Raw genomic sequence first — 13,336 nt, 5'->3', positions numbered from 1 at the left:
CTGAAACAGGAGTTAAAAAGGGGAAGTAAAAAGGGGAAGATGGGACGGATCACAACTTTATATTTATTTATTTTATTAAACCTGGTATTAGGTTGCAATACAAAAGAAGACGATGGTATTACTCCGGCTGGTGGAAACAATACAACCACCTCCGAAATAACACTACCCGATAATGGAATTGCTCCTTTACAAGCTGAAGCAGATTTAGATATTTTGCTAAATCAGATCGGGGACGCTAAATATGTGCTTCTGGGAGAAGCCTCACATGGTACAGCAGAATTTTATACCTGGCGGGCAGCTATCTCCAGGCGGCTTATCCAGGAAAAAGGATTTAATATAATTGCCATAGAAGGGGATTGGCCAGCTACTTATGAAGTAAACAAATACATAAAAGGCAACGGTAATGCCACATCGGCAACTGATGCATTAAAACCTTTTCAGCGGTGGCCAACTTGGATGTGGGCCAACCAGGAAGTTGCCGCTTTAGTTGAGTGGTTAAAAACCCACAATACCAATAATGCCACTAATCAGCAAGTGGGTTTCTATGGCTTAGATGTTTATGGCTTGTGGGAAGCTTTAGAAATGATTCGCCAAAGTAGCACAGCAGATGCGGCAACTGTTCAGGCCGTTAATCAAGCTATGCAGTGCCTGAACCCTTATAACCGCAATGAACAAGCCTATGCCCAGGCAGCTAACCGAGGTAAAGGCTGTGCCGGAGAAATTGAGAATGTGCTTAAGGCCGTGCGGAACAGAATGGGTCAGGTGCAAGCTAGAAATGAAGAAGCTTTTAGTTTAGAGCAAAATGCTTTGGTAGCAGTGAATGGTGAAAGGTACTATACTTCAACCGGAAATGCTGAGTCCTGGAACATCCGGGACCGGCACATGACGGAAACTATAAATCGTTTAATAAATTTATATGGGGCAAATGCCAAAATTATTATCTGGGAGCATAATACCCACATAGGAGATGCCCGCTACACCTCTATGGCTCGGGAAGGGATGGTGAATGTGGGGCAATTGGTTCGGGAACAACATGCCAAGGACGGGGTGCATCTAGTTGGGTTTGGCACCTATGAAGGAACGGTAATTGCTTCTGCTTATTGGGGTGGACCCACTACTACTATGGCTGTACCTCCGGGACGAGCAGGTTCCTGGGAAGCTTTATTGCATGAGAAAGAACCTCGAACTAAAATTATTAACCTGAAGGAATGGCGAAATAATAAAACGCTTACCCAGCCCCGGGGGCATCGGGCCATTGGAGTTGTTTATAACCCAGCGCAGGAAGCAGGAAATTATGTGCCTTCTGATCTGCCCAACCGTTACGATTCTTTTATTTTCATAGATAAGACAAGCGCTTTGCATCCTTTAACAGGAATAGGATCGGGGCAACGAATTAGTTTTGTGAACAATCCTTATTTCTCCTGGAATTTTTAAAGAAACGGCCTAACTAATATAAATTAGTTAGGCCGTTTGCTAATAGCAGGAACTGATCGTGCTTTTACCTGAAGGATTGGAACTTTAGTTGTTGTATACTTTCACTACAAAAACATAATCCTCTATTTTCTTTAATTGATTGGTCCGGGAAGTGCCGGCCAATGAATTCTTCTTAGATAATTTAATTGGGGCATCCAAAGAATCACTGGAAAGCTGTTCTACTAATTGCTTCAAATAAGCCGATTTTACCGCAAAGGCAGCACCTTGTAAATCTAATTGTTTACCGCTTATTACACCTATTAGATTGCCCTGATTATCCATTAAAGGGCCTCCGCTATTACCAGGATTTACCGGAATAGAAATCTGATAAGAGGTGGTATCGCCTTCAAATCCACTACGGGAACTGAGAGAACCTTCTCCAAAAACCATATCTTCGCGTGGGTAACCTAACGTATATACTTTTTCACCTAAATCAGAATCCCCGGATTTAAAAGCATATGGTAAGGTGCCAAAAGAGGTAAATTCTTTATCCTCAATTTTAAGTATAGCTAAATCATGCGCTTTATCCCGGAAAATGCTTTTTACTTTATAACGCTTACCTACCCGGTTCTCAATAAAAACAGAGTCAGCACCATTTATAACATGATAGCTGGTAACTAAATACCCGTCGGGGCTAATTACAAATCCAGTACCTGTGAAATTTCCCGGATTAACTTCTTCTTTGGATGGATTTGCCAAACTGCCGGTAATATCCCGGATTATAGCCCGCTGGCTGCTCTTTATGTTTTCTACTTCCCGGCGCAGAGCCGAATATCTGGCTGCCTGTTGCTTGCCCATAGACCGCCATAAATCAACACTAAGCAAAGTCCCAAAAACAGTTAGAATGGCTACCGAGGCCGCCACTGCAATAGTTGCATAATGCTGGTTCCAGAAGAATTTACGCTTTTCTTTATTTCCAAAAGGAGATAGAGCAGGCGCTTGATTTTCTTCCAAGTCGGCATGTATGGCATTAAGCTTTTGTTTTAAAGCTTTCCGGTTATTATAGAAACCTAAAGTGCTGGTAACTTCCTTGTACTGTTTAAAGTACTCAGCCATTACCGGATCAGTTTCTAGTTGGTGTTCAAAATCTAACAGAGCATCTCCTTGCAACTGACCGTTGAGGTAATTTTCTATTAGTTTAAAAGCTTCTAACTCTTTCATATATTTTTGCGAATTAATCCTAATAATCCAATGAGGTAATCCGACTTAAAAAACTGTTTACTTTGTTTTATTTAACTACATCTGCCTTATAAATATTAAAGAATAACTTCTTTAATCGTAGCAGACACTTATATTTTTGATTTTTAGTATTGTCAGAATTGGTATAGCCAAACTTATCGGTAATGGTTTGCATAGATAAATCCTGGATATAAAAATCTTCCAGTAATGTTTTGCAGGGCTCCCCTAATAAAGCCAAAGCTTCTCCCATTTTAGAAAACTGCTCTTCTTTTTCAGTTGCCTCCGCTATATCATTTTCTACCTCCACAAAAGTATCTGATTCGGAAACAATACCGGCAAATCTGTTTTTTAAAGCCAGCCGCTTGAGCCATAACCGGCGACAGATGGAATACAAATACGTTTTAATCTGACAATTCAGTTCTAAGCTTCCTTCCCGTACCTTCTCGTAAAAAATAATGACCGCTTCCTGGTAAATATCTTTTGCTTCATCGTCGGTTCCGTTGTTATTCTGTACAAGATGCAGAATCATTGGAAAATGAAGCTTGTACAAATACGCTAATGCTTCTTCATTTTCGTTCTGAATTCCCGCCAGCAAAGCCTTATCTGAAAAATAAAGTACGTTAGGCATTCATGTTCTCCTTTAATACTACTAATAGCTGATTGTAACCCAATTATTTAAAAAATTTTAAATAAATTTAAAATTCAGGAGCTACTTTCAGTAATAACTTAAAGCTAATTAAGATTACAAAAATTCACTTTTAAATTTAAATTAGCTATACCACATCCAGTCTTTCTTGCACACGATTTAAATGCTTCTTACATTTGCGTACTTTATTAGCTAAAGGCTTTCTTGCGCACGTGGTGAAACTGGTAGACACGCCATCTTGAGGGGGTGGTGCCTTACGGGTGTGGGAGTTCGAATCTCCCCGCGCGCACTTCTTTAAATTTTTATAACCTTGTAATTAGGACATACGCCTGATTGCAAGGTTTTTTCTTTTATAACTTCTTGCTTAACGACTTTTTTAATAACGGAAATAATACTCTTTTTATGTTTCCTGAATAACCTATTTAGTCTGTACATAATAAAAGAGAAAAATAGAAAATAGAGGAATAAGATAAATCTGGATGTGCAGAATAAAAACTTGTACTAAAGCTTATTTAATAAATTAGGAGAACTGTTAATAGGGAGGAGTGAACCTAAAATGGTAATGAACTAATTGGAGGGAGGTGGTTCCGGTGGAACCGAGGATGGCTACCTAAAATAGCTGTTATAAATTTATAGAATAAAAAAGGGTGATTGTTTAAAATTCACCCTTCTTAAAATCCCAAATATTGCCATATTTCATATACAGCATAACGTGCAATAGAACTACAATATAACCTAAACTTAAAATAAAAGATAAATAGGTTAAACCTAATAAGTAGGTAGACACATTAAAACTAGCCACTAAGGATACTGCCAGAATAGCCAGGCCAAAAATCAGATTCTTTTTCATACTTAAACTTTGTGTAAAACTTTATCGATTTTTAAGCTTAAAGTAAAGGCTAATAATAAGTAGCTTATTAAAAATGTGCTAGCAAATAGGCCTAAACTATTACCGGCTATTACAATCCCTAGGATCGATAATACCAGAACAACCGCTAAAATGGTTGTAAAAGTTGAGTTTAATAAAATTTTCATTTTTTAATTGTTTTAATATTTATGATGCAAATATAATAACAAAACGGATTAAAAACTAAAAAGTTGCTAATAAAAAATAATTTATATTAAAATGTTTTTATTATATAGATGGTTGCGTTGAAAAAAAGGAAATTTAGGATGTTTTTAACTGGGAGCAGGAACGCTAACTGGATAGTATAATTTTTTTACTAAGTGCTGAGAAGCTATTGATTTAGTAACGCTTAATTAAAATACATTTGGGCCTGCTAAACTGGCAGGTACCATACAGGAAACTGAAAACCAATTTGAGTTTAATAATTTAGATCAGGTAATGCTTTATTCCGGATATTGGCTAAAGGGATTTTCGGGTTTTACTAATAAAACTTTCTCCCGCTCTACGAAAACTTCGCCGGGTTCGGCTCCTTTAGGTTTTCTTACATATTTTTTAGGAGTATAAAGTACCGGGCAAAGCGAATCGTTTTTACGTTTCGAATACCAGGCTGCTAATTGAGCTGCTTTCTCCAGAACCGACTCTGGAATATTTTTACCAGCTTGAAATTTAATTACAACATGTGATCCACTTACATCTTTTGCGTGTAGCCACATATCTTCCTTGTAAGTATGCTGTTGGGTTAGCAGGTCATTGTTTTTAGCATTTTTGCCTACTAAAATTTTAAAACCTTCTGTTTCAAAAGTGCGGAAAAGATGCTGAGTCTCTTCTTTTTTTTCTGTAGGTAATAAATTATGTTGTTGAATAAAAACTTTCAGCTCCCGGTACGAGGTAATTTTATTTAGTTGATTGGCTTGTGTTTCTAAAAGAGTATTTTCTTTTTTCTTAGCTTCTATTCTTTCCTGCACATATTTCAATTCAATTTGGCGGCTTTTATTTTTTTTATAAAGCCGTTCTGCAAACTTTTGAGGAGTTTCTTTGCCCGATAATTTTATAACAGTTTGTTTATCATGATAAAAATCAAAAACCTCAACTTCAGTTGAACCAGGTTTAATCTGGGTAAGATTCGCCATTATTAAATCAGCAGTTTGCGCAAACGAGTTATCATATTCCAGCTCTAAAGCTTTGTATTCTAATTGTTCCAGGTAGTTTCCGGACCCTTCTAACTTTTTCTTAATTTGCTGTTGAACCAGGTTATAATTTTTTTCAAAATTATATTCGGTTAAATAACTCCTGACAAAATTTTGTACAGCGGTAATGGGTTCATCAAAAGTAGCCTTGATTTCACCAATTGGCAGCAGTGATAACCGGGTAGTATTGGCTAATTTAATAATGTAATAGTTGGGGCTTTCTAAAAGATGTAATGTTTGCTGCAACAATTTCCATTGTTTTTCGGGCGGGGCAGATTCATAGCCTTGTTGGTTCAGGTACTTAGCCGGAACATCGCCAAAAGTAGGGTAGAGCTTTTGCAGCGATGGTTTGTTCTGTAGAAAATACTCCTGAGTTGTTTGTAGTGTTCGGTTTAAGCCGGAAAGTCTTAGTTCCAGATCTTTATCAAATTTTTTCCGGAATAAGTTAATGGGTTCATCTTCCTGAAATAAAACAATGTTGGACCGGTTGCCAAACATTTTAAAAAGAAAAGATAAGTTATCTTCTAAAGCTAAATAAAAGCTTCGTTCATTTTCCTGCTGAACAACATCAATTATTGTTTTCGAAATAATTTCAGGAAATAAATTAATACTATTTGCTTTGGCGCGGTTAAAAACAGGGGGAAAGCTTAAGGCAGAAAACTGGGGTGATAAAATAGCCTTGATATAAAAGTCTTCGGTGCCATTTGTTAAGGCAGTAATTAATTCATATTTGTTTTGGCTAAAGCACGCAGTTACCCAAAAACCAATAAGTTTTTGTTTCAGAGCAGCCGATAAATGCCTGAGGAAATAAAAATTATTGTGCACCTGTTATAATCTTATTTTTAAGCCATCGTAGGCCAGGTGAATAAAGTCAGGAAGCTCTTCTTCGACTTCGCGGTGTAAGCCCAATAAATGGCTAATATGGGTAAGATAAGCCCGTTGGGGTTGTAATTCTGTTAAAAGGTCTATTGCTTCTGATAGGGAAAAATGGGAGATATGGGGTTCTTTCCGCAGGGCATTAATTACCACTACTTCTGAGCCTTTGATTTTTTCTTTTTCTTCTTCCGAAATAGAATTAGCATCGGTTATATAGGTAAAGTTGCCAATTCTAAAACCCAACACAGGCAATTTATAATGCATCACCCGAATGGGGGTAACGGGTATGCCTTCCATTTCAAAAGGCTCGGTGGTAATACGCTGCAGGTTTACCCGCGGAATGCCCGGGTATTTCTTTTCGGAAAATATGTAGGAGAATTCTTGCTTTAGCTGGTTTAATACCCGCTCTTCCCCATAAACTGGCATATCGGTATGCTGCATAAAATTATAGGCCCGAATGTCATCTAAACCAGCTGTGTGGTCTTTGTGCTCATGGGTAAAGAGCAAAGCATCCAAGTGCTTGATGCGCTCGCGTAAAACCTGTTGTCTAAAATCAGGGCCAGAATCAATTATAATACTCTTGCCTGCTATTTCCAAATGAACAGATACGCGTAACCGTTTGTCACGAAAATCAAGTGAACGGCAAACTTCGCAATCACAACCAATAATGGGTACACCCTGGGAGGTGCCGGTTCCTAAAAAAGTAACAATCACTGGGGCTGTTCCTGTTTGCAGATTTCCTCATAAAGCTCTAAGCTTTTTGCGCTTAGGCCAGTGGTGTTTATCTGGATACCTCGTAAAATATCGTATAAACAATTTATTCTTCCTTCAAGCGGAAAGTATTTATTAATAATGGCAACTTTCATGTCTTTGATAAGACAATAACCCGCCTTGAAGTTACCTTTCTCGTACCGGAGTACAAAGTCCGATTCGGCAAAAATATCTTCAAGGCGGCTTAAAAAAGATTTAGTATATTTTAATTCCATCCGTTAGGATTAAGCAACATATTGTTTTACAGTTTGTACCAGCATGTCAAAATCCAGAGGCTTAGGTAAGTAAGCATTAATGCCTGCTTCCTTAAAATCATCCATAGAATAATTATTGGCATTACCGGTTACTGCTATTATTGGAATTTTAGAAATTTCAGGATCCTGATGGCTACGGATTTCTTTCGTACATTCCATGCCATTCTTTACCGGAATATTTAAATCCATCAAAATAGCATCAATTTTTTGTTTCTCGATTTGTTTAATTACCTCACCGCCATTTTTAGCTGTAACAATATGATAATTCTGTAACTCCAGAATTTTCTTTGTCAGGTTAAGAATTACAGAGCTGTCCTCTGCAATTAGAATCGTTTTAGCGTCTGCCATATTAGTTTAAAATAAATTTTTTCGGATAAATTTCTTTAAAATCTTTAAAATTTTGAATAAGTAGGGCAAAATCTTCCTCTACATGGGTAAAGTCCTGCTGGCGAATTGCATGTTCCAGTTTTTTAGCCATTTCTGCAATTGGGTTAAGGCCAAGGGTAAAGCCGGTACCCTTAATTAAATGTAGTGTACTTAATATTTCTACGTAATGTTTTGCCTTAACCTCTTGGGCTGCTTCTTCTAATAAAGGTTCTACTTCTTCCTCAAACTCAAAATATAATTGTTTGGCAAATTCTTCACCGCCTAATTGCCGCAATTGTTCTAAAACATTTTCGTCGATAAATATATTAGTATTTTTATTGTTTTCAGCTAGGATAAATATTTTTTCACCTGTGTTAGGTTGCATCCATCGGTTTATAACAGCAAACACATTATTGGCTTTCACTGGTTTAGATATATAATCGTCTAGGCCTTGTTTCAGGAATTTTTCTGCATCATCCTTCATCGAATAAGCGGTCATGGCTATAATGGGCGGACAACCAGTACCTAACATTTTCTTTATTTCATTGGTAGCCGTAATGCCATCCATTTCCGGCATCTGAATATCCATAAAAATAACATCGTACCTTTTGCTAATGGCCATTTCAATGGCTTCAAAACCATTATAGGCAATATCAGGACGGCAGCCCATCCGGATTAAAATTTGTTCTGCTACTTTTAAATTAATGGCATTATCATCTACGAGTAATATTTCCGGAGAATCCTCAAAATGTTGTACTTGCTTTTCTTCTTCCCGGATTTGCTTGTTATTTAAAATCTCAGCTTCATTGAAAGCCCGCTCGCACTTAATCGTAAACCAGAAGGTACTGCCCTCGCCATAAACAGATTCTACCCCAATTTCGCCACCTAGCAATTCGCTTAGATGTTTAGAAATAGCCAGCCCTAAACCAGTACCTCCAAATGATTTAGTGGAAGAGTTATCTAATTGAGTAAAATTGGTGAATAATATTTTTTTATCTAATTCGGTAATGCCAATACCACTGTCAATAACCCGGAATTGAATTGTATAAAAGTTGTTTTCTACTTTAGGCGTGTTTACTTCTATATGAATACCCCCGGAGTTAGTAAATTTAATAGCATTGGAAGTAAGATTAGACAATACCTGTAATAAACGGGTTTCGTCTGACCGGATAAACCGGGGCGTATCAGAAGTAATATTATAGGTAAAGGTTAAATCTTTTTGCGTAGCCCGGTTGTCAAACAAAGAATGAATTTTTTCCAGCGTATAATGCAGGTCTACCCCATCAATATTTAAAACCATTTTACCGGCCTGAACTTTAGATAAATCCAAAATATCATTTAGAATGGCCAGTAAGGCATCTGATGATCTTCTTAAGGTGTCAACGTATTCGCGCTGTTCGTCAGAAGAAACGGTATGGAGTAATAAATCAATCATACCAATAATCCCGTTCATTGGAGTCCGCAACTCGTGGCTCATGTTGGCCAGGAACTGGGTTTTGGCCTGTAAGGAGTTTTCAGCTAATTCTTTGGCCCGAATTAATTCGAGTTGAATTTGCTTCATCTCCGTAATGTCACGGGCTACTCCTTCAATTCCAGTGATGTTACCTTCTTTGTCGCGGGTAAAATTGGAGTTAATTAAAACCTCTTTTATAGCATTGTCTTTAACTTTCAACTGCGTTTCAAAATTTCGAACCCGGCCGTTTGTTTCTAAACGGTCAAGTAAAAGTTTGAAATCATCGGCATGTTCAAAGAGGTCATGAGCGGGCTTATGTAGTACCTCCTCTGCATCAAAATTAAGCATTTCAGTTACGGATGGGCTCATTAAATTAATAAAGCCATTCACATCCGTACGGTAATACAAGTCTTGGAAAGATTCGAAAATGCTCCGGAATTTTACCTCATTTTCGGCCAGGGCAATCTGGGAAAGCTTTTTCTCCGTTATATCAAGCGCCATAGCCGATATTTCTTCAAAAGAACCGTCTTCCAGGTATATCGGGTTTAAGAATACTTCCTGCCATTCTTCTGTTTTTTCATTTGTCAGAGAATAAACTTCGAAATGACGCGGTTGTCCTTCAAAAGCTTTTTCATAATTATATTTCCAAACCTGAAATTGATCCTGATCGGCATAGGAGCGGAGGTAGGCCTCAAAATTTTTAGTAAGTTCGGGCTGGCTTCCGGTTTTCCTTTCGTAATTAGCAGCAAAGTTCTGGTTGAAGGAAGTAAAAATATCATTTCGGTTAATGGACCACATTAAGTGGGTGCCGCTTTCGAATATAGCCTTTAACCGCGCGTTTTGATTGTTAATCTGAACCTCGTTATGTTTCCGTTCAATGGCCAGAGCCACCTGGTTAGAGATAAAATGCAGTATTTCTATATCTGTACTTACATAGGCATCCTGTTTCCGGTAATCCTGTACGGCAATAACCCCAATAATCCGGTCGCCAACTGCCAACGGCGAGCAAAGAATTACTTCCGGTATGGCCGTTTGTATTGCCAATACTCCTTTTTCCTGCAAATTCTCAATATCCCCTTTCAGCAGGAAAAGAGGTTTTCCGGTATTAATAATGTATTCTGAGATACCGTTAGCAAAAGGTTGTTCATTTATAAACCGGGCAGTGGGTTTATACTGATCTACATAATATACGAAATTGAGGGTTGTACGGGCTTCGTCACAAAGAGCAATAAAAATATTATTTGTTTCAATGATTTTACTCAATTCCCTATGAATCGCCCCATAAAGCGAAGTAAGGTCTTTGCTACTAATGGCCAGATTAGCAATACTGTAATAAACCTTTTGCAGGCGCTCGGCTTTAATACGGTCGGTAATATCGTGTAATATAGCCCGGGAAGCTACGGGTTTTCCGTTTTGCCAGGTACAGTTTATACTGCCAATTAAGTGAACCGGCTTACCAGCTTTAGTTAAAAAAACAGTTTCAATTTTATTTACATGTTCTCCTTTATATAAATTGCGGAGTTGGTAAATCAGTTTGGCTTTATAGTACGGGTGAACAATATCGTTTAAGGTCAGGTTCTCAATATCGTAGTCATCGTACCCTAATTTATCTTTCCAGGCTTTGTTAACGAAGATAAATTTATTGTCAATGGATATATTCTGAATTAAGTCGTGCGCATTGTCAAAAATGTCCTGAAGGCGGCTTTTATTATCTTTCAAGGCTTCCATGGCAGCTTTTTTATCTGTCACATCTTTGCCAATGCTTATCACGCCGGCAATTTTGCCCTCGGCATCATATTCAAACATGCGCTGCCAGAAAAGGGTTTTTATTTCTCCCGATTTTGTCAGAATATCCCTTTCAAAATGATTAATCAGGTTTCGTTCCGTAATCATTTGTTTGTACTGCGCCCGGCGAATATCTCGTTCACCTTCCTGTACAAATAATGAAAAGTAATCTTTCCCAAATAACTCCTGGGTATCAAATCCTAATACTTTCTGATAATAGGTGTTCAGGTATTTAATACGTCCTTCTGTATCCAGGCTCAGGTAAGCCATTTCCACATGGCTGATAAATTCCCGAAACTGATTCATCGACTCCGAAAGAAGTTCTTCTTTACGCTTGGCTACCAGTATGTCTTTTCGTTGGGCTGTATCCCGGATAATAGTTTGGAGAAAAAATTTCCCGTTTATAAGGATGCGATTAAAAGTTACTTCGGCTTCTAATGATCTATCAATTACCTGCGTGTACCATTCAGTTGTTATCTTATTGCCATTTTCCAGTACATCCTGAATTTTTTGCTGGATAGCTTTTTCCTCTGCTATACACTGATTACTTAATAATTCGGCCAGATCAGCGCCGGGTAAATCTTCTTTATTTAAACCAAGAATGGTAAGTGCGGCCTGGTTAAAATCAATTATCTGGCTGTTATCACTAAGGATTATGGCATCTGACGATGAGTCAAACAAAGCCATGTATTTCTCTTCTGAAAAAGATAATTGCCTGTTAAGCTCCAGTTTGGTTATGTATTGACCTATACTATTACCAATAGAATTTATTAATGAGGTAAAGGAAGAAGCAATATCTTTAGAATCAGGTAAAAATAAAACCAGAACTGCCACAAAAGCCTTGTCCGAGCTTACCGGCATTAGCACCATATTTTTAGCCGGAATAAGCTTTTCGAAATCAGAAAATAATTTTTTATGAGACTTACTTATATTTCTGGCCGTCATATTTCCTGCCAAATCCGGATGTAATGGAATGGAGGAGTGGCTTTGAAGCAGGCTGCCATGCATGCCATTAATAGTTAATAAATGAACCTTGTGGTCGCAGCTATGGTATAGGTAAATGCCACCGCCAATAACGGGTGTTTTTTCCAGTAACTGGTCCAGAACAAATTGTAAAATCTCCGCAGAAGATTTAAACCGTGCCAGATTTGTTTGTAAGTAATTAACAAACTCTAATTGATTACTTTCGAAAAATACATGTTGTTCTTTATTATCATGCTCCTGAATATCAAAAGCCCGTAAAACAATTACTGGTTTACCGGCAAACAGGCCAGGTGTTAATAATATTTCTACAGGATTTACTTGCTGATCATTTTCTCGTTTGAACCACCAATCAAATTTAATAGTCTGCCCAGTTAAAGCTTTAGAAACGTATTTTAGCAGATTAGCCCACTCTGATTCTGTTAATAATAAAGCATTACGGAAAGATTGTCCTTTTAACTCTTCCTTAGACAAGGTTGTATATTTCAGGAAGGCTTTATTTGATTCCTGAATGTTGCCTTCTTCGTCTAATAAACAGATACCCTCTCCACTATTTTCAAAAATATCTTTAAAGCATTCTTCTGTTTTTGGCGTTGCCCCACCAGGCAGAGCAATAGGGTTTTTTAATTGCAGGCAAATAAATACTTCTCCTTCAAAATCAACCCGGTAGCCAGAAAGAGAACTCTGACTAATATCCTGTAATTCGTTTGTATTGGTAATGGTTACTTCTCCTTTTTCGCCTTGCAGTACCTGCTTAAATAAAATTTTTATTTTTTGTTCTTCCTGATTTGGAAAATAGGTTAGGAGGTTGTTATTCTGGCTCCCCTGTGCGTTTAATATAACAGAGGCTTTATTATTTATAGCTAATATATCGCCATCAGTCTGACAAATTAAAATGCCATTATCCTGGCCATTTACCTGGGCCGTCAATTGTAAGAGGCTTTCTGCAAGTTTAATTATTGGAAATGGAAGCGTAGAAGTATTATTAGTGGCCATAAGTAGGTTTGCAAACAAAAGTATAATGTTAGGAAGTTTTAATAAAAGCTCCTATTAGTTTACTATCAATTAACCAGAAAAATTCCTGTAAACAATAACATTTATTTCGTAGAGGTTATCCTGATAAACTGCCTTGTTTTTGTAATTGTTAATCAATAATAAACCTTTTTTACCAAGGATTATTGTTCAGCATAAAAACGAAACATTATGCTCCTTAATTATTAGTTGTTTCCTTGTTAAAGGATAAACGAATTCATTCCAACATTTGTTAGTTTAGATAAATTTAATTCTGGTTCTTTCTCTGCAAACACATATTTACCAGCGAGGTTAGCCTCTCTTATAAAATAGTTGACTTGCTTTTATGCCTTTATACCAGTTTCTTTTTTAATGTTTAATTCTGATAATTTCTTTAAAGAATGTACCTCAAGGCTTAGAAAAATAAAATAATATTTGGTCCTAATC

At 37.3% G+C, this 13,336-nt stretch carries 9 protein-coding genes and 1 tRNA gene; 2 read left to right on the top strand and 8 right to left on the bottom strand.

Annotated elements, in window-relative coordinates:
- Positions 1 to 39 precede the first annotated feature (39 nt).
- The gene (locus tag ADHAQ_RS25095) at positions 40 to 1,434 is read left to right on the top strand and encodes an erythromycin esterase family protein (RefSeq protein WP_084523796.1); all 1,395 of its coding nucleotides are present in this window, start codon (positions 40 to 42) and stop codon (positions 1,432 to 1,434) included.
- An 84-nt stretch (positions 1,435 to 1,518) separates the two neighbouring features.
- Here the strand turns inward: ADHAQ_RS25095 and ADHAQ_RS0109120 are convergent, their stop codons facing one another.
- Together ADHAQ_RS0109120 and ADHAQ_RS0109115 are read right to left on the bottom strand one after the other, a co-directional pair.
- A complete protein-coding gene (locus ADHAQ_RS0109120) occupies positions 1,519 to 2,634 on the bottom strand; it encodes a S1C family serine protease (protein ID WP_026462675.1) in 1,116 nt (371 codons plus the stop codon).
- 67 nt (positions 2,635 to 2,701) lie between these two features.
- Complete coding sequence (locus tag ADHAQ_RS0109115; protein WP_026462674.1) at positions 2,702 to 3,280, bottom strand: RNA polymerase sigma factor; 579 nt, start codon at positions 3,278 to 3,280, stop codon at positions 2,702 to 2,704.
- 224 nt (positions 3,281 to 3,504) lie between these two features.
- Between ADHAQ_RS0109115 and ADHAQ_RS0109110 the strand changes: the two genes are divergently transcribed.
- A tRNA-Leu gene (locus tag ADHAQ_RS0109110) sits at positions 3,505 to 3,587 on the top strand.
- Between the two features lie 366 nt (positions 3,588 to 3,953).
- Here ADHAQ_RS0109110 and ADHAQ_RS0109105 read toward each other — a convergent pair.
- The 6 genes from ADHAQ_RS0109105 to ADHAQ_RS25090 all read right to left on the bottom strand — a co-directional run bounded on the left by ADHAQ_RS0109105 (position 3,954) and on the right by ADHAQ_RS25090 (position 12,874).
- Positions 3,954 to 4,148 (bottom strand): hypothetical protein, encoded by a 195-nt coding sequence (locus tag ADHAQ_RS0109105; protein ID WP_026462673.1) that lies wholly within the window; start codon positions 4,146 to 4,148, stop codon positions 3,954 to 3,956.
- Positions 4,149 to 4,648: 500 nt separating this feature from the next.
- A complete protein-coding gene (locus ADHAQ_RS0109095; RefSeq protein ID WP_026462671.1) occupies positions 4,649 to 6,217 on the bottom strand; it encodes an NFACT RNA binding domain-containing protein in 1,569 nt (522 codons plus the stop codon).
- A 3-nt stretch (positions 6,218 to 6,220) separates the two neighbouring features.
- The gene (locus ADHAQ_RS0109090; RefSeq protein WP_026462670.1) at positions 6,221 to 6,982 is read right to left on the bottom strand and encodes an MBL fold metallo-hydrolase; all 762 of its coding nucleotides are present in this window, start codon (positions 6,980 to 6,982) and stop codon (positions 6,221 to 6,223) included.
- Positions 6,979 to 7,254 (bottom strand): hypothetical protein, encoded by a 276-nt coding sequence (locus ADHAQ_RS0109085; protein WP_026462669.1) that lies wholly within the window; start codon positions 7,252 to 7,254, stop codon positions 6,979 to 6,981. Before ADHAQ_RS0109085 ends, ADHAQ_RS0109090 begins: the two co-directional genes overlap by 4 nt.
- A 9-nt stretch (positions 7,255 to 7,263) precedes the next feature.
- The gene (locus tag ADHAQ_RS0109080; RefSeq protein WP_026462668.1) at positions 7,264 to 7,641 is read right to left on the bottom strand and encodes a response regulator; all 378 of its coding nucleotides are present in this window, start codon (positions 7,639 to 7,641) and stop codon (positions 7,264 to 7,266) included.
- Position 7,642: 1 nt separating this feature from the next.
- Positions 7,643 to 12,874 carry a PAS domain S-box protein gene (locus ADHAQ_RS25090; RefSeq protein WP_071781103.1) on the bottom strand — a complete coding sequence of 1,744 codons (5,232 nt, stop codon included), beginning with the start codon at positions 12,872 to 12,874 and terminating at the stop codon, positions 7,643 to 7,645.
- Positions 12,875 to 13,336 lie beyond the last annotated feature (462 nt).

Source organism: Adhaeribacter aquaticus DSM 16391 (assembly GCF_000473365.1).
GTDB lineage: Bacteria > Bacteroidota > Bacteroidia > Cytophagales > Hymenobacteraceae > Adhaeribacter > Adhaeribacter aquaticus.
The sequence above is the reverse complement of the archived record's forward strand: the minus strand, read 5'-3'. Positions and strand labels throughout refer to the sequence as shown.